The following is a 19,962-nucleotide window of genomic DNA, read 5'->3' as shown; positions in this document are numbered from 1 at the left end:
GCATCAATACGAGATGAATTAGCTAAGTTGAAATATTTCTCTATACTTTAATTTTAATTACAGGTTTGCAACAAAAATAGCCTGTAAAATGATATGAGAAATACTTTTAGCTTGTAATGTAGGCGTTGTTCCAATCTCTCTTATTTTGGTTCTTCTATCACACCTTCGAGAAAAGCGATCGCACCTTTACCCCAAGGGTTTTGTTCTGTAAAATGCTCGCTAATTTTGATTGCCGCCTTTTTACCTCCATTCCAGAGGCGTTTAAGTTGCAGAAATTTTTGCCAGTTTAACGCTTGTTCTTTCGCTTTGACATCAATGATGTGATAGGCATCTGTTTCATTTGCAATATCTGGATATTCTTGTTGTAAATTGTGGATAAATTGCTTGAAGTGAGTTAACAAATCCTCAAAATTCTGTTCAGTTGTGTTGATATTTTGTGTAAACTGCTGCTGACTGCCTTCAGCAGCATAGTTAACCCCAATGGTTGCGTGTTGTTGATTAAAAATAGGCGATTGTTCTGACATGATGGTAAGCTTTTCTAAAGATGCTATATATACTTTACTAGAAATAGTTGAGGACACAGGCTGCTCAACTTGTAGCTTAAATAAGCTTTGGAGTTGCTGTTTTTCTGAATCTGATAAGTCTGACATAGCTAAAATGATGGGTAATTCATCTTGTAAAAGCAACTGACTAACTTTCTCTATCTCTCCATCGCGTAATAGCCTTCTTATTGCCCAAATTCTTTCAGCATCTATACGTCTATCTGTAATAGGTAATTGGCTACTGACATCTGCAACTTGTTGAGAATTGCATTCGTCGTTGACTTTGATACGTAATTCTGAAGCAAGTTCCTCCAACCAAAGGCGAGCCGCAAATGGTGGATTTCTTTCACTCAATGCCTGCTCTACCGTGTTGACGCTACTCTCTAAGTACTGCAATCGAGATTTGAAAAGATTAGGTTCTACAACAAGATAAGACAATAAATCTTTGATATCCTGACTCTCAGGATATTGCGTAATAATTGCAAAAGCAATATACCAGAAATTGCTTTTTTGAATAGATAAAATATGACAAACACTTCTAGCTTGTTCTTCAGAATTAAGTGCAAATTCTATTAGCAAGTCTGAATCTTTTTCTTGATTAATTATTCTGTGGAGATGCCAGCTTATAAAAGAATGTTCTCGGGTATCTTGTAGAGCGACTTTCAAGGGTATGCAGATAGCAAGTCTACGATTATTACTATATAGAAACTCCCAAAATTCTCTTTGATGATTACTATTAATTGGGTTCCAGCATTTATACTCTGTCAGTTGTTTCACAAGTAATTGCTCTAGAAGTCTGAACCCCTGTGCAATATTAGCCTGCACAAGATGCAGGGCAAGCCGATCAAAATAGTAATCTTGATCTGATGTATCACTTGCTTCTAAACACTTCCAGGCGAACTCAGCCAGCTTTCCATCAACTGCTTTTTCAGGATGGAGCCAAATGAAAAAAGATTTCACCACTGCTGCTGCATTTTCTAAATCTGAACCTGCTATAGCTTCCAACAAGTAGAGATATTCGCTTGAATTAAGACAGTTAAGCCATTTGCCGTGTTCAAGGATGTATTCAACATCTTTGGGATCAACGCGCTTGTTTCGGATTAATGTCACCATTCGATTGACCCCTGTAATATCACCTCCAAGTTGCTGAGTAGCACAAACTATTGCTTCAGCTTTAACCTGACCTGACTGTGTAAGCTGATCCAAATAGTCACTGACAAACTGGCGATCAATCTGACTTAAACCCCCAAAGTAAGCTGAAAAGACATTAATACCATCTTTTCTCATACCAAGTTGTTCGATCTGCGCTAACCATCTTCGTTCAGAATCAAGCTTTCCAAGCCAGAAGCAGAAATTGTGTGCCTCTTGTGCTTCCACAGAACAAAGCCACTCTAGTAGTTCTGTTGTTAGAACTGATGGCTTGCTAATTACTTCTTCTGCAAGTGTTTGCGCTTCTTTTTCGGATCGATATATATGTTTTCCATTTTCATCTAGTTCATAATCATTATGGCTTCTTGTCCAATTACTTGCCCAACGTTTTAGTCTAATTGCAAATTCAGCAGTATTTAGTGACTCAATTAGAGTATTGATATTTTCAAGTAGTTTTTCAACTTCAATTCTCGTTTCTGGATTGAACTGATTATTATCTTTTTTATAAAAATCATAGACAGAATGTAGAGCATCAGCTAGTTTGGAAATTGCTAAGGGAATTTGTTGATTAGTAACCCAATCCACAGCAGTTTGGAATACTGAAACTGTTATTTCTGGTGAAAATTGGAGCATTGAGAATTCAGCAATCGCTGTTGGAAGTGCAAGTCTTGCTGCATCAGCTACTTGAGGCTCGTCGGATTGGACTAACTCAACTAGAAGTGTGAGTAAAGACTTTTGATAACTCCAAACATCTCCCCAAGTCATTTGAGGTCTTGGATCGAAGGGTTGATTTCCTCTACCCTCATGAAGAAAGTGATAACCCAATCGGTTGAGAGTAGTCTTGATGACCTCAATGGCAAGTAGGCGTGATGCGACAGTAGCTTTAGCTGATGCAAATTTCTTCAACAGATCAAGTCTGTATTTGAGAGATAATGGTACTTGTGGATGAAGTGGACGGAAGCACTGGCAGAATTTGCTAGTAGCACTGCTGTTGTTGTAATTAGCTGGCTCAGTTTCGGCAAGCAGTCCTAAATAATAGAGCGCTCTTAAACTTGTTCTTTCACGAAATATTAGTTCTTCAAGTGCCCATACTAAACTATCTCGTTGTGAGTATTGCAAAGATTTAAGATATTCAAAAGTTGCAGATCCTAAACATTGCTGAATAAGGTTTATAGTCTTATCTGGATTTGCACAAGCTGCTAGGTGTAGTATTTCCCGATTAGCAAGTGCTGTGGGTAAGTCTGGAAGTAATCCACTTGAGCCAAATATTTCTTTCCAGAACCAAGCAATCTTTGATGATTGTAGCTCTTGTAGTCGCTGAATCAACCGCGATCGCTCTTTCTGACTTAAATCAGCAAATAATGCTAAAAACTCGGAACGGCGACCTTGGAGTAAAGAAGCAGCAAGATGGTTTGCAAGTAGCGGAGGAGTAACTTCAGCGTACAAGCCTCGAATTTGCAAAAAACCTGCTTTTGCTAGGCTCTTGATTGCTCTAGTTACTTCATCAGATTGAAACTTTTGTCCAAACCACTTACATAAAACTCTTATTTCTCTGTTAGCTCTGCCTTCGATTTCAACATACTCTAGCAAACTCAATAACTTGAGAATTTCAACGGCATAATTATCAATTAGGCTTCGAATTTCCTGCTCAAGAGCCATAGCAATTTGGTCTACAAAGCTTTCATGTTCTTTTCTAAGAGCAGATCCTCGCTTGGCTGCTAGTAATATTATCCCTGGATTACCCCCAGCCTGTTTGATAATCCACGACTCCATACCATAGTCAAAGTCAGCTTTAGAAGCTTTGAGAAGTTCTCTCGATTCCTCCTGTGAGAGAGGAGAAAGTTTAAGGTTCTTTACTCGCTCGTCTAAGCCAAAATTAATAGTAGGTGAGTTTTCTGAAGTTGGTAGTGTAACTATAAGTTTCAGGCTAGTGGATGAAAGTATCTGATTAACCAGTTCTTTAATCTTGCTAGGATCGGGATCTTCAACAACAACTATCGTTTGTAAATCTGAAGATTCCAAATGAAGCAAATCACTTACTTCGATTGAACGATTCTTAGCAATTACAGTCTCAATAGCAAGATGCTTTGTTACTTCTAGTACAAGTCTCGTTTTCCCTATATCCTTTGCTCCTGAAAGTACTATTGCTCGGATATTGGGATTATCAACAAGTTTCCGCAACTCATTTAATTTCTCATCTCTCCCAGTTAGAGAAATATTTGCACCATAAATTTGCTTGTTTTCATGATGCTCAAACCAGGCTTTCTGCCATGTGGTAAATTTAGCCGTTGAGAAGAAGCTTGATCGTAACTGAGGAAGACTATTCAAAGCACTTGCCAAAAGTGCAGCTTCTACTACTTCAACAGCAACAACCTCAGTCTCATCGTAACCATCGAGAATTTTTGCTTTTAATTCACTCTGTTCATCAAGTGTTAAATGTATGTTGATAAAAAGGACATATTTGTTTGGTTGGCGTTTATTTCTGTTAATAAAATCTTTGAGAGCGCCCTTTAAATCAGCCTTTAACTTTGAAAAAATTTCTGCTTTATTCCGAGCGGAAACATCACGATGCTTATATTGATAAACATTCCATCCAGAACTTAAGAAAGCTGATAGGTGTTTTTGGGTAGGCGCTATTTCTACTGTCCACTCTGCATCCCTACCTCTATCTGGAACATATATGCGCTCAGTAAATGAAGGTAACGAGTAACATTTTTTTCCAGCAGATGCCCATGCAATAGAATTACAAAGAAGCACAAAAGTTTGCGGAGAAAACTCTCGGCTGACAATACGCTCAATTTCTTCTGCACTAATCGGCTGCCCATGAACCAATGAGGTCATCTTTACTCTCAAGAAAAAGTTGTAAGGATTCAGGTGGCAGAGTATTGACAAAGGGATCGCTTGAGGAGGAGTATCACAGATATGAACCAAAACCTGCCTCAAGATTTAGACCGGGAAAGCTTGAACCAGTTATCGAAACAAGAACTGGTAGAGATAATCATTGAGCAGAGCAAGGTAATAGGTGAATTACAGAAAACAGTATTAGAACTACAGCAAGAAATAGAACGTTTAAAAGTCAGCAGAGATTTAGACAGCAAAACCTCATCTAAGCCGCCATCAGGGGACATCCTCAAAAAGAGTGAAAACAAAAAAGCAGCACCGCAAGAAGAATCAAATCATCCCAAAAGAAAGCCAGGTGGGCAACCAGGGCATCAAGGTAAGACCCGTAAGGGTTTTGGTAGAGTAGATCGTTGTGAAATCTTACGTCCAAGTGATTGTGTCTGTTGTGGTCAAAAAGCGTTTGCGGCTGTGGCAGTAAAAGTAGAAAAACAGTCTGTAGCGCAACTAGTGGAGCGTCCCATTGAAATAGTTGAGTATCAACGCCATACGTGCCAGTGTGAGTACTGTGGCAATATACAAACAGCCTCCTGGTCACAAGATATCATCCCAGGACAGGATTTAGGGATTTCTTTACAGGCATTTTTAGGATGGGCAAATAATTATGCACATATGCCCTATGAAAAACAGCAAGAAATGTTGTGGGAGTTAGGTCAAATTGAAATTGGGCTGGGAACTTTAGTCACCACAAATGAACGAATTCAAACAGCGATTCAACCAAGCATTACTGAGTTAAGTAATTGGGTAAAACAGACACAACCTAACATTCATGTGGATGAAACACCTTGGTCTGTCAAGGGAGTTAAAGAATGGTTGTGGGTAGTTGCCAATTCTGAGTTTTGCCTGTTTACTGCTGCTGACACTCGTTCCAGAGCAGAACTAGAAGCCATTTTAGGGGCTAAATATACAGGGGTAATCAGCAGCGATGATTTTAGTGTTTACAATGGCTATGCGGTGCCTGAGCAGCAGAAATGTTTGGCTCATCTACGCCGTCACTTCAAAAAACTAATTCAACTTCCAGGTCTTCACAACCAAGCTATTGGTGAAGCATTTGTGGATTTAATTGATGAAGCTTTTGGAAATTATGCCCAATGGTTTGAGACTCTTGACTGCGCCAGTTATAACGATTGGGTCAATCAATTCAAATCTAAATTGCAACAAACACTTGATGACTGGATTAACTTAGCCGGAGCTACAGCAGGAAACCTTTTACGTTCCTTGCGCGATAAAGCCTCCCAATGGTGGTATTTCCTTGACAACCCTGAAGTTCCTCCTGATAACAATCAAGCCGAGCGATCGCTGCGTTTGGCTGTGACAAAACGTAAAGTTAGTGGTGGTTCCCGTTCGATGGAGCGGTTTCAACATACTGCCAATTTGTTGACGGTGGTTCAAACCTGTCGTCGTCAAAGTCTGTCTGTTATTGATTTTTTTGTACAAGCACTAATTGCTGACTCTATTAATTCTCAGTCTCGCCCTTCTCTAGTTCCTCAATTTTAGACCTGAATCCTTACAAAAAGTTTTCTCTTAAAGCAATGTTAGCAATAAGACAAATGACTTGGGTAATTTGGTAAATGTAAGCAGAATAGCTGCTTAACTCTAAAAAAAATTGCGCTTTGATCGCTCTTGTTAGCTCTCATACGGAAACCGCCGCATCATCTCCTGTACTTCCACTGCATCGCCATCAGGTGTATAAACCACCCCCGCAGACATGGCGATCGCAATCCTCTGCTTCCTCGCCCACTCAAACCAAGCACTCACATCGCTTGTTACAGTATTCTTACCTTTAGCCCCACTCCGGCAACTGTTGATAAATAATCCAGTCGGATTATCACACCATCCTTCATGAATTCCTTGCTTGACTCGTGCGATCGCTCCGGCGACATTCGCCCAATATTTTTTCACCACCCCCAAACATGGCTCTGGGTTAATCCGCAGTCGCCGCAACTCGTTACAAATCTCTGCAATCTCCTGCTTGGTGGGCTTATCCATACTTGAACCGACTTTGACTTCTGACTCGGAAAACTCGTCCTCATGAGGGTCTATCTCACTCGTTGAGTCATCTTGTTTAATTTCATCAACGAAGTGAGTAATCTGGGGTGGCTCTGGTTCTGGGGCTGCTTGAACTGGCTCATATAAGCTTTCTTTTACTCCTTCATCCTTTTTTTCCTCAACAGCAGTGTTGTTGTTTTTTAAAAGGTTTAAAGTAGTTTCAAATGTTGGCGGATTATTCGCACATCTTGTCGAAATATCTGGCACATCTGTGTCAATTTTTTCGCATCGTTGAAAATCGAGTAATTGTGTGAGCTTTTCCCGATTCAATTGATACTCACAAGCTGTATCCTTGGGAAATTTTTGAGCAGCCTGTTCTTTGATTAGGTCATCGAAAACTAACTCCTTCATATGACGGCTGATAGTTTCCCGGCAATAACCCAAAATATCAGCCAACTTCTCAAATGTGATTCTGACCCATTCGTGCCCATAGTAGTGTTTACCATCCAGCCAAGAGAGTATTGCGGCTTTGCACTTCTGGCGACGATTAAAAGTCGCCAAGAATTCTTGGAGAATATTGACGGGAGTGTGTATTTGTCCGAGTACTGCGGAGGTAAAGCTATTCATTTTTTACCTCCTATATGTGGACGAAAAGTTAGATTAATTCTCGTGCCAACTAATTTCTTGGTTTTGGGAACTTGATGTAAGTGCGTGGACTGACAACCAGAGTGCATTACCAGCAAACTCCCGTGTTCCAGCCAGAAATCAGTCGGCTTGCCTTTGATGGGCTTTATCTGAAACTTCCGCTCCGCGCCTAAACTTACAGATGCGATCGCTGGATTATGCCCCATCAACGATTCATTATCTGCGTGCCACCCTATGCTGTCCTGTCCACTTCTATACTGATTGCCAATGACGATACGGAAGCTGTAGCCAGCCAGAGCAGTAATTCTGTCCCTCAACTCGGCCAGAACTTCAGTCCAAGGCAATGGTTTCAGTAGCACGCTCTTGGAGTATAAATACTCGCAACCTTCGTCACCGTAGATGCATTCCAGCCGGGGCACAAGTAAAGTTTTACCTACCATTTTGATTTGATTCTGCTGCCATTGCAGCTTTAGGCAGTGCTGATATAACACGCCAGCTTCTTCTTGGCTCAAGAATTCTGGGTAATAAGTGACTGGTAAAACTGGGGTTAGTTCACTAAAAAGGGACATCTGTATCATCTTGTTCTCCTTGTAACCATAGTTGCTTCAGTGCTTCTTGTTTTGCTGCTTCTAACTGTTGTTTCTCCTGGGCTGAGGACTCACCAACCAGCTGCTCAAATTCTGCCCGTTGTCGTTGCTTCAGTTGCTCAGTAGTTACAGGAGGCAATGCCAATTGCCCATCTTTGCCCTGCCCTGAAGGACGGAAGTTACGACGACGGTACAAAAAGCAAAAATGGTGTTTGTCCTGTCGAGGAAGCTTTCGCCATACTTCCTCATTCCAGCCTGGGGGTATGAAGTCAGCAGATGGGGGCAGTAGGTTTTGGATTTGGGATTGTAGTTGAGCGATCGCTTTACCTTGATCTGCTATTTTTTGCTCTAACTCGACAACCCGCAACTCGACTGCGTTTGATAACGCTAGCTTTGCTTTTTCAAATGCTTTGACCAAATGCCGCTTGCACTGCCTAACCCGTTCGGTGTTACGACTGTAGGTCATTAACAAAGTTGCTTGGGGTTCAGTCAGTAGAGCATATTTTACTGAATTGCTTGCTCCGACTGAATTTGTGACAGTCTCCGTTTCAAACGCGACCTGTCCCCAGTCCTCTTCTATCTCATCAATATACTTGTCTAGTGTTGCTAAAAAGTTCTTGTGCTGGATACCTAAATCTTCCGCTATGAGTCTCGAATCAACTACCAACACCCCAGAATGCTCAACAACTGATAACTCGATAACTGATGTTGAATTTTTCACTTTACACCCGCCTAATCAACAATTTGTGGGTTACGGTGATCGTTTCTAAATCTGCAAAATCTGCTAGTACAGTGACGGTCATTCGACCGACCCCATCATTAGTACATTAGTACGAGTACAAAATCTCAATTCATCTTTGATTTGAAATGTCAATGCGTCCATACTAGACATCTCCAAATTTTGACGCAGTAAAATTTCGGGGCATTGCAACCATGCCGCACCCAAATGAGTTGAGTCTTCAAAACTGGTACGCTAGTAAGAAATACTCATCAAATACCAGATTTGAACGATCACTTTACATTCTCTTGAAGGATCGTTTCTAATTTTGGTTATTAGCAAATACTGAAAGCAGCAAGTTGAATGGATTCTTTAACAGTCAAGTTATTTGTTACTTAACCATTTGGAGACGCAAGATAGAGTCTGCTTTCTCCTCAACGCTTTTAACTAGCTTTTGTTTCGTTGTCTTCTTTCCAAGCAAACCCAAGCATTTTCCTCTCTTACAGGCAATAACTTTTGAAATTGGTCATTTGTTAATGCTAGTTCTTAGCTCAATGATAGATTAGACATGACTACTATGACTGATAGTGGCGTAGTTAAGGCGATCGCATTGCTTTGGTCGGCGGGCGGTCGCTTCTAGTGTTTAGGCTGCTTTCAGTAGATCAACTTCAGCGCTTTCGCCCGAAATTTTCCTCTTGTTTCCTAAAATCTCTGTTTTTGCTGGGGAATCGAAAGTAACACCTTTTTCTATCTTTGATCTTTTTGGTGGCTCACCTTCCTCAAGTAAATCTCCTGGTTTGCAGTCAAGGGCTTCACAGAATCGTGCAGCTGCTTCTAGTGTGAGTGATTTAACCTTATTTTGTTCAATTTTTTGGATGAACTGAGGACTGTAACCAGTTTTTCTAGCTAGGTCATTCTGAGAAAGACCCGCAGCCTCTCTCAATTTTTTTAATGCGATAAACACAATTATCCTCTCCAAAGAATGCTCCTATTATAAGTGGTACTACCATTGGTTGTAAACATATAGGATTTACATCCATTGGTATTAAAGTTGCTTATGTCCAACCATTAGTAGTATTACAAATCTCTATCTGAAATCAACTACTACTGAATTGACTACTACTAATAGATGTACTATTATTGGATGCATAAAGAAAAACAAACTGCCTGCACCCGAATGTGAAGGGAGGTTTGCTTTCCAGTACTACAGAACCTTGACAACTGAACCAAACAAGACACCCTGAGGTAACGGAAGCAGTTAATAGTCAAAGCTGCTGAAGGTAGATAAGGAGTGAGGGCGGTTCTGAATAAGAATTACCAGAAGACAGGACAAGGGTTAACTTTCGACCGTTTTAAAGCCTTACACATCAACTAAAACCATTTTTTCCTGTATGGTAATGCTCAAATGTCACTGGCTTTGAGCAACAAATACAAAGCTACGCTTAATCGATGCGAAAATCTTGTGCGTTCAGCACAACACACCCAAAACAAAGGCGATCGCCCACCTGGAAAGTTTGCGATCGCCTTTTACCCTTTTATCAAAGGAATATATATTATGACCTACAAAACACCTGCACAGCAAGCAATTTTCGCTTCTTTTGCTGTTGACGAACAAGCTCTAGCTCAAGCCCAACTAGAGCAGCACATCACACAACAGGGTGAGGTTGTAGCACCCGAAGAATTCACCGTTGTCGAAATCACCTGCTACGACTATGAAATTTACGTTGGCGACAAACTGATAGCCAGCATCACCTATGATCACGATGACTTCGTGACCCAACGCTGGGTAGTGATGGTGAACTCAGTAGAAGAACATCGTGCAGATACCTGGGCGAAATGCCACAACCACATCACTTGGCATTACAGGCAAGGCACACTGCCCGTGCAAAAGCAAAAAGTCCAAGCCTTTACAACTGGTAATGAAGTGATGGCACAAATTGCCTTGGAATGTGAGAAGTTTGGCTTTGAACTACTCGATGATGGCATTTACAACAACGACAAAAAGCTAGGCTCGGCAGGATGCACTGATGGTCGCTGGTGGGTGAAAAGAGCTTCATCAGAGCATCAGCAGCAAGTACCCTGCAATTCTGCATTCGATGCCGTGTGGTCGTTGTCGATGGTCGAAGTATTGCCTAGTCTCGAAACTAAGTCTTGTGATGAATTGTTGGATAAACCATTTGATCAACTGACAACTGAGGAATGGAAGCGGCTGATAGAGTATCAGCCACTTCCAGACAGTATGGTGTTAGTCGTAGACTAAGGGAGAATATGGTGGGCCACTATGCCCACCACCTCCATATCATCACAATAAGGTCGGACGTGAGAAGTCCGATGAGATTCATTCAAAAGAGTTAATCATTAAAAAAGTTTGGGTTTAAATCAACAGGAAAAACCAAAGTTTCGCTAGCTGTCTCCTGCTTGGTTCTTTGATAAATCTCAATAGCTTTTGATAAACGACAGTATTTAATCGGTATCCATTGCCCATCGCTGAAGAAATATATTACAACTCGGTGATTTAGGTATTGTTCTAGAGGAAGCGGAATACTCCAGTTTGAAATCAACATCTATTTCTTGAGTCAAACAATTTTGGATTTTAGATTTTAGATTTTAGATTGACCTCATGGCTAAAGTCAGGGGCTTGTCACATTTTTAAATTTTGAATTTTGAATATTCAATCCAAAATCCGAAATTTAAAATCTAAAATTCGGTCATACATCTACTAGGTATTGTAGTAGCAATTATTGAATCTATCAAAACAGAATTCAGGTGTCAGGAGTCAGAATTGAATTATAATCCCTGGATTCTTCATCATTCTCATCCTATAGAGATAAGATTATTCTGACTGACTATCTCTAGTTAGGTTCCTACTTATTACAAAAGTCAGAATATTGAAACAGCGCTGAATCAATTTTAATAAGACGAAAATTCACTAAGTCGCGCTCAAAATTATTTCAATTTAGCAAAATAAACTGCAAATATCCACTTAATTATTAGGAATTTAAAAAACTGATGGATATTAAGACTATTTCTGTCACCTATCATAGAAAATTTAACTTAGGTGACTACGAATCGTTGGAATTGGGTTGCTCATTATGGGCACAAATTGATCCAGAAGAAGATGCAGATGGTGTCACACAATTTTTATATCAACAAGCTAAAGCCTCTGTAAAAGAAGCCGCAAGACCTGTAATTCAAGAATCACTTCACCAGATGAATAAAGTCAGGATGCAAAAACAATAGGAAGAATTAAGAAGTCAGAATTCAGGAGTCAGAATAAATGAGACAACCAGCAAAAACATTTCAAGACTTGATAGTTTGGAAGAAAGCACATCAATTTGTTTTAACAGTTTACAAACTTACTAGTCAATTTCCTAAATCTGAAATATATGGCTTAACCTCTCAATTTAGAAGAGCAGCTATTTCAATTCCTGCAAATATAGCTGAGGGATTTAAAAAGAAAGGAACAGCAGATAAAGTAAGATTTATGAATATAGCACAAGGTTCCTTAGAAGAGTGTCGTTATTATCTAATTCTTACTAAAGACCTTGGGTACGATGATACCTCACAATTAATGCTTCAACTTGAAGAAGTTAGTAAGTTACTGACAAGTTATGCTAATTCCATTCTGACTCCTGGCTCCTGACTTCTGAATTCTAGCCAAACTGAACTGGATGATTTCTAATTATGCCGGAAATTAAACTAGGATTAGGAAATCCACCACAACCAATCTACCTGTATGTGAAGAAATTAGAGGTTAATGGTCGGATTTATACTTGGTATAATTGTGAGATTGAACAAGATAAAAAGATTCCTGTCAGCCAAAGAGCATTAACAGGTTATGTTTTGGAGCTAAGACTAACAGATAAGGATTTCAAAGGCAAGGATAATCTAAAATTAGATATTGTTGTCCAAGCTGATGAAATTTATATCGTTCGCAGTGGGATTGAAACTAACTTTGCCAAATCATTCTTATTAGCTGCATCTGTTGTTCAAGATTTTACTCAGCCTTTGATAATTGTTGCTACTCCCGGTGATGAAAATTCAGTTTTCTGCAATCTCTATGATGCTTTGACTAAAAACCGCATTCGTCGAGAATGGAATCCTAACGCTGACTGGGCAACAATTATTCGTGATGTTCAATCTAAGTTAGCTCCAAATTCAGAGTCAGTCGATTATGTTCAATCTGAACAACCGCAATCAAATCCAAAGCAAACTGCTGTAGCATCTGCAATACATCCTCAAGATTTACGGGTAAAACAAATTCGGACGTTACTAAATTATCCACTTGATTTAATCAAGGAATGGTTACATTTTCAAGATGTTAGTAGTCCCAGCGAGCTTCATCACAGTAAGGTTGATGAACTTGTGAAAACCATGTGCATTGCTTGGGCATCAGACAACTTTGACCACCCCAATCATGCTGCTAATTCATATCAGAAACACGTTGTTAATGTTGTAGCTGATGGTGTGGATGAAGTGCAAGCAATTAAGGAATGGATGCAGCAAGTTCAACAGCAGACTTTTGCACAGATGGTATGACCCAATATCTTCTTTATCGTAGACGAAAAGATGATTGAACAGACACTCGATAAAGCACTGTGCTTAGACAGTCAAACTAGAGAATCTGTGAATGAAGAATTGGAGAAAATCTTCAATTTACTGGTAGATTTTCAAGAGCATAACCCACGAGTTTATCAACTCTTATGCGAGTACAAAAGGGATTTGAGTTTGGCAGATGCAATACAGGCACTTGCACAAACCTTGGAAGTTTTGAAATCAGACGAATAGCGTTGTTACGAGCAATTACCAAGATTTAGGTTAATCAATATGAATGTACAGCAACAAACTCAACAAGCTTGGGATGCATTAATGGGTATTGACAAGCGACATTATGTACTCACTGGCTTTTATGAAGAAGAATTCAGGAGTCAGGAGCCAGAATTCAGCCATGAATTCTGTGCGAGTGGCGGATGAATATTGGTCTAAAACCTCGTCCCTTGTGGACGAGATAGGGGTTGAAACTTTTCCTAAAACACCATCCCTTTATGGGTGGTGTATTCTGACTCCTGTATTCTGACTTCTGACTCCTTTTTATGCATTAGGAGATGCATTTTTGATTAGCGGTCAAAATCCCACTTATCAAAACCAAATAGTTCTGGTGGAACATCGTGGGAAATCTCAAATTAATCACTGGGATTTCAGATGTAATCGCTTGGAATGCCGACAGCGGCCTACTATTACAACCAATGGTGATGATGGGAACGGTAATTTGAAAAGAAAAGCTCCATCACTTCAGGTGTACAGCTAAGGATGAAATTACTAATTTTTTTGAAGCTACGCTTAAGCCCAAAAATTAATCATGGTCACTAAATATGGTACAAACAATACCTAACCCTACTGTTGATGCATTTCTTCAAAATGCTGTAGTTGAAAATTACAACTTCTCTCAACTTAATAAGACCCGTATTCGTTTCAAAATTCAACTGAAGAAAACCACTAAAAGTAACGCTCCGAAATGGACTGATGTTTTAAAATCTGAGGGTGAATCAGAATCGGATCTCATTAAAGTTAAGTCTTCAGAAGTTGGATTAAAAGGTATCAAAGTTTTCAAAGCATTGGATGAAGCAGCCAGTCAATTGCGACAAGAAATAGCTTCAGTTCAAGAATGGATGAATGCTGATAATGGTGACTGGATTTGTCCAATTGACCTCGCGCCATTGGTTTGGAGTCAACTACTAAATATTCGGGATTCAATTGCTCCGACTCTTCGTGCTCAGTTACAAGACGACTATGAGCAGGGCTTGGCAGATTACATTGAACGTATTGAAAATTTTCTCTCTCTCAATGCTTGGCAACTACCAACAGATAAGCAATCTGAAGTTCAAACTAACTTACTCAAGGCTTTTCCCCTATTGTCAGAACTAGAAGATTATCTCCAGGTAGTCATTGGTAGACCTGTAATTATCCCAGCATTATCTGAACAACTCAATGAGCAACAAGCCGATTGCCTAAAACAAATCACCCAGTTTATCCAGCAGTACGACCAAAATCTCGAACAAAGATTAAAGGAAGCGGCGATTGCTGGTGGTGAAGAACTTGCAGCCCAATTACTTGAAGAACTGGCTGATTGGGAGCCAGGGCGCAAGCCAGTCCAATTCAAACGCAAGATGGAAAAACACCTGAAAAAAGTTCGAGTACTACTAGCTAATGCAAGCCCAGAAGCAGGAAAGAGTCTGCAACAGATGATGGAACATTTGGATTCGATTGTGAATGACCCAACAATTGAATCGAAGAATTTGGGGTCAGATGGGCGCTCGCAGTTGCAACAGAAGATGGATGCAATTTACTCCAAGCTACTCTCTGAACAACGCAACTTGCAAAAGTTGACCAGTGAAGATGTTGGGCTGACAGTGGCGACTGTTAAATCATTCAAATTCCGTTAGATAAAAAACCTTTTCAACTTCTTCATGAGGTAAATTATGTCTCATTTCTCAACAGTGAAAACAAAACTCACCAACTGTGAGTGCTTAGTACAAGCTTTGCAAGATTTGAAGCTATTACCTGAAGTCTACGAAACACCTCATCCACTCAAAGGATACTACGGTAATCAGGAGAGGCAAAGTGCGGAGATTGTTATCCCTAACCACACGCTCAAAGTCCGTGCAGATATCGGCTTTCGATGGAATGCAACAGATGGCGCATATCAATTAATCCACGATGCTTACGAGACAGTTCCTAAGCTAGGACAAAACTTCTTTACTCATCAGTTAATGCAGGTTTATGGTAAGCGGATGGTTCGTGCTAAAGCAGCCCAACTACAAGAGCAGTTCGGGGAGTGCAGCATCACAGAAGAAAGCAACGGTCAGGTGCAAACCCTACGGCTGACTTTTGCCGCACATCAACAAACACAGCAATACCTCAGGAGATAAATTATGGAACGAGCCATACTCATACATTTCAATTCAGTTACAGGAGAAGTGAAGGTAGAAGCCCAGGGTTTTGAAGGGCTTGCCTGCCTTGAAGCGACTCAACCAATTGAGGAAGCGTTGGGGGTTGTGGAAGGCGATGCCTACGGCGGTAAACTACGCACCTTCAAGCCAGAAGCACAACAGCAACGGATCACCTCAAATCATCAAATACGCCTACAGCAATAAGAAAAATGGGGAATCAGCACATTCCCCTAAAACAAAATTCTCCCTTGCAAACTACCAAAAAAATTCAAAACTATGAACCTATCCAATATTTTCAGCACTCTGGACTCGCAAATTCCGATTGTGGCATTGGAAGTGCTATCCCCAGAGGAAGCCACAATCATTCAATGGCTAACAACAACTGCTCAAGAAAAGCTCACCCTACCAGTGTACTTCTGGAACTTAGGAGTTTCTACCTTAGAGCAATGCCTGATTGCTGTTGATGGGGGACTGGTATTCAAGCCAGTGCCAGATTACAAAAAACCGCCTCTTGCTGACCCATTGATATTTATCTTTGATTGCATCAACAGCTTTGATGGTGCTGGTGTGTTTATCTTAGGTGATGTTCACCCATTTATCGGCAAAGTGCGATTCGTTGGCTAGAAACCAATCCCAATAGGGCTTAAGGAGGATTAGCCGCTTAAGATTCATGAGAATCTTTTGATAACTGAATAACAATGTAGGTGCAAAACCTACCCTCCAAGTGCTGGAGTGAAAGCATATCCCCTACTGTAGAGACTAGCCATCAATCGGTAAAGCGGGGATAAAAGGTGGAAATACTGCAAGCCTAATGTGGTAATCACCAAGCAAAGTATCCATGAGTAAAGCCAAGGCTTAAAGACACGTCTGAATCATCGTGATAAAACAGTAGCGCAATCAGGCTGAATCGCTACAACCAAAAGGTAAAGGATAAAGGACTGGCAAATTTTACCTTGACCAGTATGCACTCCCAATAAACCCGGTGAATAGTGTCACTCTAAAGATACATAGCATTGTTATTCGGAACGAAGTAACCCGTTATTTACTCTCAGATGGTCGAGTATCTGAGTAGGTGCTAACCGGATGTAATAACGTGGAGAGATTGAGTAAGAAGCAAATGTTTAATTGTAATGATTGAAATATGCTGACGTACTCACAATGATTTGAAAGGATTGGTCTGATTAGGAAGTATATATGTCTAATACGAGTTTAAAGACTACGGCGGAATGGAATACGATACCCTGGCGAAAGTTAGAACGTAGCGTATACAAGCTTCAGAAAAGAATATACCAAGCTTCTCAACGTGGTGATACTAAGGCAGTCCGCAAACTCCAAAAAACCCTGATGAGGTCTTGGTCTGGAAAAGCTCTTGCAGTAAGAAAAGTCACCCAAGATAACCAAGGAAAGAAGGCAGCAGGTATTGACGGTGTAAAATCCCTTAAACCATCAGCCAGACTCACTTTGGTAATGAATATGAAGCTTAACCATAAGGTAAAAGCAACTCGTAGAGTATGGATTCCAAAACCCGGAAACGTTGAAAAACGACCACTAGGAATACCCACAATGCAAGATAGAGCAACTCAATCGCTTGTCAAACTGGCATTAGAACCAGAATGGGAGGCAAAATTTGAGCCCAATAGTTACGGTTTCAGACCCGGACGCAATGCCCATGATGCAAGAGAAGCAATATTTAATAGTATCAGATACTCAAACAAATGGGTATTAGATGCTGATATTTCAAAATGCTTCGATAAAATAAACCACGAAAAACTATTGACCAAAATTAACACATTCCCGACCATGAGGAGGCAAATAAAAGCATGGTTGAAAGCAGGAGTACTAGACAATGGTCATTTCTCAGAAACTACTGAGGGAACGCCACAAGGCGGTGTAATATCTCCACTATTAGCCAATATTGCCTTACATGGGCTAGAAAAGCTAGTAAAGGAGTTTGCAGCCAGCCAGAGAGGAGGAAAGGTGAAGAATCAGAACAGTATATCCCTAATTAGATATGCAGACGATTTTGTGATTCTTGCCCCCAATAAAACTCAAATAATAGTACTCAAAGAAATAGTAAAAACGTGGTTAGCAGAAATGGGACTGGAATTAAACCCTAACAAAACCCGTATAGTTTCGACTTTCAAAAGCTCAGAGATATTCGCCTCGCAAGAAGTAGGATTTAATTTCCTCGGTTTCAATGTGAAACAATACAAAGTGGGAAAGAATGACTCTGGAAAATTATCGAACGGTAAAAAGTTAGGGTATAAAACACTCATCAAGCCTAGTGTAAAATCAGTAAAGAAACACTACGATGACATAGCAAGAATAATCGATAATCACAAAAATGCTGCACAAGAAACACTAATAAGTAAACTTAACCCTGTAATCAGGGGATGGGTTAACTATTACTCAACATCAGTGAGTAAAGAGATATTCTCAAAGCTAAGTCATCTAATATATCAGAAGCTGAAACGCTGGGGAAAACGTCGTCACCCTGACAAGTCTAATGTATGGGTAACCAAGAAATATTGGCATACAGTAGGTGGCGATAACTGGGTATTCGCAGCAACAAAGAACGGAGAAATCACAATGAGGCTATTCAAACACTCACAAAAAGAAATTGTGAGACACGTAAAAGTAAAAGGTGATGCCTCACCGTTCGATGGGAACTTAAAATATTGGAGTTCAAGAAAGGGCGAAAATCCCTTAGTACCTAAAAGAGTAGCAATACTACTTAAAAAGCAAAAAGGGGAAATGCTCTCATTGCGGATTGTACTTTAGAGAAGATGACCTAATCGAGATTGACCATATCATTCCTAAATCGCAAGGTGGAAAGGATGTATACGACAATCTGCAAGCATTACATAGGCATTGTCACGACGTTAAAACTGCCACTGACAACTCTTATAATCAACCTAAGAGCGATACAGAAATAAATGTGATGTGGTAGTGAGAAGTACCCACGACTTGGGTCAAGTCATTGAGGAGCCGTATGAGGTGAAAGTCTCAAGTACGGTTTTGAAGACCAGCAGGATTGGTGACAGTCTTGCTGAGTTTAATAACTCTCCTCAACTATCGTGGGATATTTTGACCAGAGTGAAAAATCTTTACCACCGACTCAAACCCACTGAGAAAAGAATTATCTTTCTGGGACAAAACATCGAACTACATGAATCTTTGGTACGCCTCATTCCCTACTGTGAAGTGCCACTACCCTTGGTCGAGCAGATTGAGGAACATTTACAGTCTTACCTGCAATATTTGTTAGAGTCAGCACAAGAGCAAGAAGTACAGTTCACAGTTTCCTTGGCTGCGGAAGAAAGAGAAACTTTGGCAAGGGCTGCACTAGGCTTGACGCTTGAGGAAATTAGCGACTTCCTCCGCTTAACAGTCAAAGAGCGTTTGAGCCGCAATGGTATCGTCATAGATGCTACTGTCACGCCATTAGTTGTTAAATACAAAACTCGGCTACTTGCACAAATGGGTATTGAGTTGGGCAAGCCAGCAACTATCCCATTCGGTGGGCTTGACTTATTGCGTGAGTGGTTGCAACGGCGGCGGCGATTGTTTACACAAGAAGCGCGATCGCTGCGTCTACCTCAGCCTAAAGGTGTTCTGTTGGCAGGTCCACCAGGAACAGGTAAATCAATAGTTGCCAAAAACATTGCTACTATTCTCAATCTACCGCTACTGCAACTAGACATTGCATCAATGCTGGGTAGTTTAGTAGGTGAGTCTGAGGGCAACGTCCGCCGCGCACTTAAAACAGCACAAGCCATTGCCCCCTGCATTTTATGGATAGACGAAATTGAGAAAGCTTTGTCTGGACAGGGTGATACAAGTGGAGTTTCCCAACGCATTTTGGGCAATATCCTCACATTCATGAGTGAGTGTACTGCTGGGGTTTTTGTTGTGGCTACCTGTAACGATCCATCAGCACTGCCAAGTGAACTCAAGAGAAAGGGCAGGTTTGATGAATTATTCTTCGTTGATTTACCAACTGAGCCTGAGAGAAGCCAAATCCTCTCTATTCATCTCCAAAGATTCGGTATCACGGTTGAAGATGAGTATCTCGAAGCGATCGCCGCTAACACTGTGAAGTTCTCAGGAGCCGAACTCGAAACCCTAGCAGCCGAAGCCGCATTACTAGCTTTTGATGAAGGACGACCGCAGCAGGTTACTTTAGGGGACTTGGAAAATTGTCGAAACTCTATCACTCCATTGGCAGTACAAGATGCGGCGGCTGTTGAAAGAATGCGAGATTGGGCAAAGGCGGCAAGAGCGGCTTCTGTTGTCGTTGAACAAACCACTAAGTCATTGAAGACAGCACGATTCCGTCACTTGAACTAATCAATTTGGGCGATCGCTTTGATCTACTAGAAGCAATCGCCCAATAAGTGAAATTTTGAGATGGCAACAACAAGAAAATATTGTAGCAATGCACAATTCATGGAAATATTTTTCTGAATATTGGGGAAATGCTT

General features: G+C 40.6%; 19 protein-coding genes and 1 pseudogene. 14 read left to right on the top strand and 6 right to left on the bottom strand.

The window, feature by feature from the left end; translation table 11 throughout:
- Window positions 1-140 precede the first annotated feature (140 nt).
- On the bottom strand, window positions 141-4,532 hold the full coding sequence (locus HG267_RS13090) for an ATP-binding protein (protein ID WP_045869358.1): 4,392 nt from the start codon (window positions 4,530-4,532) through the stop codon (window positions 141-143).
- Between the two features lie 81 nt (window positions 4,533-4,613).
- Between HG267_RS13090 and tnpC the strand changes: the two genes are divergently transcribed.
- Window positions 4,614-6,086: an IS66 family transposase gene (gene tnpC / locus HG267_RS13085; protein WP_045868690.1), complete on the top strand. Its 1,473-nt coding sequence runs from the start codon at window positions 4,614-4,616 to the stop codon at window positions 6,084-6,086.
- 129 nt (window positions 6,087-6,215) lie between these two features.
- Here the strand turns inward: tnpC and HG267_RS13080 are convergent, their stop codons facing one another.
- From HG267_RS13080 to HG267_RS13065, 4 genes are all read right to left on the bottom strand, one after another.
- Entirely contained in the window at window positions 6,216-7,205 is a 990-nt protein-coding gene (locus tag HG267_RS13080; protein WP_081583950.1) for a hypothetical protein, read from the bottom strand.
- Window positions 7,202-7,792 (bottom strand): alpha-ketoglutarate-dependent dioxygenase AlkB family protein, encoded by a 591-nt coding sequence (locus HG267_RS13075; protein ID WP_228045750.1) that lies wholly within the window; start codon window positions 7,790-7,792, stop codon window positions 7,202-7,204. The genes HG267_RS13080 and HG267_RS13075 overlap by 4 nt, the downstream gene beginning before the upstream one ends.
- Window positions 7,779-8,531, bottom strand: a complete 753-nt coding sequence (locus tag HG267_RS13070; RefSeq protein ID WP_052335127.1) for a Rha family transcriptional regulator — start codon at window positions 8,529-8,531, stop codon at window positions 7,779-7,781. The genes HG267_RS13075 and HG267_RS13070 overlap by 14 nt, the downstream gene beginning before the upstream one ends.
- A 640-nt stretch (window positions 8,532-9,171) precedes the next feature.
- Window positions 9,172-9,492, bottom strand: coding sequence for a helix-turn-helix domain-containing protein (locus tag HG267_RS13065; RefSeq protein WP_235623025.1), 321 nt, complete (start codon window positions 9,490-9,492; stop codon window positions 9,172-9,174).
- 441 nt (window positions 9,493-9,933) lie between these two features.
- Between HG267_RS13065 and HG267_RS13060 the strand changes: the two genes are divergently transcribed.
- The gene (locus HG267_RS13060) at window positions 9,934-10,788 is read left to right on the top strand and encodes a hypothetical protein (RefSeq protein WP_228045749.1); all 855 of its coding nucleotides are present in this window, start codon (window positions 9,934-9,936) and stop codon (window positions 10,786-10,788) included.
- A gap of 91 nt (window positions 10,789-10,879) precedes the next feature.
- On the opposite strand, the gene HG267_RS13055 is transcribed toward HG267_RS13060, so the two are convergent.
- Window positions 10,880-11,092 (bottom strand): hypothetical protein, encoded by a 213-nt coding sequence (locus HG267_RS13055; protein WP_228045748.1) that lies wholly within the window; start codon window positions 11,090-11,092, stop codon window positions 10,880-10,882.
- Between the two features lie 445 nt (window positions 11,093-11,537).
- Here HG267_RS13055 and HG267_RS13050 point away from each other — a divergent pair, with 445 nt between their 5' ends.
- The 12 genes and pseudogenes from HG267_RS13050 to HG267_RS12995 all read left to right on the top strand — a co-directional run bounded on the left by HG267_RS13050 (window position 11,538) and on the right by HG267_RS12995 (window position 19,828).
- Window positions 11,538-11,768, top strand: coding sequence for a hypothetical protein (locus tag HG267_RS13050; RefSeq protein WP_045869356.1), 231 nt, complete (start codon window positions 11,538-11,540; stop codon window positions 11,766-11,768).
- Between the two features lie 37 nt (window positions 11,769-11,805).
- On the top strand, window positions 11,806-12,171 hold the full coding sequence (locus HG267_RS13045) for a four helix bundle protein (protein ID WP_045869355.1): 366 nt from the start codon (window positions 11,806-11,808) through the stop codon (window positions 12,169-12,171).
- Window positions 12,172-12,212: 41 nt separating this feature from the next.
- The gene (locus HG267_RS13040; RefSeq protein ID WP_045869354.1) at window positions 12,213-13,067 is read left to right on the top strand and encodes a hypothetical protein; all 855 of its coding nucleotides are present in this window, start codon (window positions 12,213-12,215) and stop codon (window positions 13,065-13,067) included.
- A 30-nt stretch (window positions 13,068-13,097) separates the two neighbouring features.
- Window positions 13,098-13,316, top strand: a complete 219-nt coding sequence (locus HG267_RS13035; protein WP_045869353.1) for a hypothetical protein — start codon at window positions 13,098-13,100, stop codon at window positions 13,314-13,316.
- 39 nt (window positions 13,317-13,355) lie between these two features.
- Window positions 13,356-13,502, top strand: a complete 147-nt coding sequence (locus HG267_RS13030; protein WP_155539110.1) for a hypothetical protein — start codon at window positions 13,356-13,358, stop codon at window positions 13,500-13,502.
- 398 nt (window positions 13,503-13,900) lie between these two features.
- On the top strand, window positions 13,901-14,971 hold the full coding sequence (locus HG267_RS13025) for a hypothetical protein (RefSeq protein WP_045869352.1): 1,071 nt from the start codon (window positions 13,901-13,903) through the stop codon (window positions 14,969-14,971).
- Window positions 14,972-15,007: 36 nt separating this feature from the next.
- Window positions 15,008-15,457 (top strand): DUF1257 domain-containing protein, encoded by a 450-nt coding sequence (locus tag HG267_RS13020; RefSeq protein ID WP_045869351.1) that lies wholly within the window; start codon window positions 15,008-15,010, stop codon window positions 15,455-15,457.
- A gap of 3 nt (window positions 15,458-15,460) precedes the next feature.
- Entirely contained in the window at window positions 15,461-15,682 is a 222-nt protein-coding gene (locus HG267_RS13015; RefSeq protein WP_045869350.1) for a DUF2997 domain-containing protein, read from the top strand.
- Window positions 15,683-15,754: 72 nt separating this feature from the next.
- Window positions 15,755-16,084: pseudogene (locus HG267_RS13010) on the top strand (hypothetical protein); the annotation flags it as partial.
- 588 nt (window positions 16,085-16,672) lie between these two features.
- Window positions 16,673-18,259: a group II intron reverse transcriptase/maturase gene (ltrA, locus tag HG267_RS13005; RefSeq protein WP_263420049.1), complete on the top strand. Its 1,587-nt coding sequence runs from the start codon at window positions 16,673-16,675 to the stop codon at window positions 18,257-18,259.
- A complete protein-coding gene (locus HG267_RS13000; protein ID WP_263419969.1) occupies window positions 18,249-18,428 on the top strand; it encodes an HNH endonuclease in 180 nt (59 codons plus the stop codon). The genes ltrA and HG267_RS13000 overlap by 11 nt, the downstream gene beginning before the upstream one ends.
- On the top strand, window positions 18,422-19,828 hold the full coding sequence (locus HG267_RS12995) for an AAA family ATPase (RefSeq protein ID WP_263420048.1): 1,407 nt from the start codon (window positions 18,422-18,424) through the stop codon (window positions 19,826-19,828). Before HG267_RS13000 ends, HG267_RS12995 begins: the two co-directional genes overlap by 7 nt.
- The last annotated feature ends 134 nt before the right edge of the window (window positions 19,829-19,962 follow it).

The organism is Tolypothrix sp. PCC 7601 (assembly GCF_025677855.1).
In the GTDB taxonomy this organism is placed as follows: domain Bacteria; phylum Cyanobacteriota; class Cyanobacteriia; order Cyanobacteriales; family Nostocaceae; genus Aulosira; species Aulosira diplosiphon.
The sequence above is the reverse complement of the archived record's forward strand: the minus strand, read 5'-3'. Positions and strand labels throughout refer to the sequence as shown.

What these genes read in the sequence shown, in the direction of transcription:
- HG267_RS13015 (WP_045869350.1), top strand. Translation starts at nt 15,461, where the DNA reads ATGGAACGAGCCATACTCATACATTTCAATTCAGTTACAGGAGAAGTG.
- HG267_RS13090 (WP_045869358.1), bottom strand. Translation starts at nt 4,532, where the DNA reads ATGACCTCATTGGTTCATGGGCAGCCGATTAGTGCAGAAGAAATTGAG.
- HG267_RS13055 (WP_228045748.1), bottom strand. Translation starts at nt 11,092, where the DNA reads ATGTTGATTTCAAACTGGAGTATTCCGCTTCCTCTAGAACAATACCTA.
- ltrA (WP_263420049.1), top strand. Translation starts at nt 16,673, where the DNA reads ATGTCTAATACGAGTTTAAAGACTACGGCGGAATGGAATACGATACCC.
- HG267_RS13040 (WP_045869354.1), top strand. Translation starts at nt 12,213, where the DNA reads ATGCCGGAAATTAAACTAGGATTAGGAAATCCACCACAACCAATCTAC.
- HG267_RS13050 (WP_045869356.1), top strand. Translation starts at nt 11,538, where the DNA reads ATGGATATTAAGACTATTTCTGTCACCTATCATAGAAAATTTAACTTA.
- HG267_RS13030 (WP_155539110.1), top strand. Translation starts at nt 13,356, where the DNA reads ATGAATGTACAGCAACAAACTCAACAAGCTTGGGATGCATTAATGGGT.
- HG267_RS13025 (WP_045869352.1), top strand. Translation starts at nt 13,901, where the DNA reads ATGGTACAAACAATACCTAACCCTACTGTTGATGCATTTCTTCAAAAT.
- tnpC (WP_045868690.1), top strand. Translation starts at nt 4,614, where the DNA reads ATGAACCAAAACCTGCCTCAAGATTTAGACCGGGAAAGCTTGAACCAG.
- HG267_RS13045 (WP_045869355.1), top strand. Translation starts at nt 11,806, where the DNA reads ATGAGACAACCAGCAAAAACATTTCAAGACTTGATAGTTTGGAAGAAA.
- HG267_RS13075 (WP_228045750.1), bottom strand. Translation starts at nt 7,792, where the DNA reads ATGTCCCTTTTTAGTGAACTAACCCCAGTTTTACCAGTCACTTATTAC.
- HG267_RS13080 (WP_081583950.1), bottom strand. Translation starts at nt 7,205, where the DNA reads ATGAATAGCTTTACCTCCGCAGTACTCGGACAAATACACACTCCCGTC.
- HG267_RS13035 (WP_045869353.1), top strand. Translation starts at nt 13,098, where the DNA reads ATGATTGAACAGACACTCGATAAAGCACTGTGCTTAGACAGTCAAACT.
- HG267_RS13020 (WP_045869351.1), top strand. Translation starts at nt 15,008, where the DNA reads ATGTCTCATTTCTCAACAGTGAAAACAAAACTCACCAACTGTGAGTGC.
- HG267_RS13060 (WP_228045749.1), top strand. Translation starts at nt 9,934, where the DNA reads ATGTCACTGGCTTTGAGCAACAAATACAAAGCTACGCTTAATCGATGC.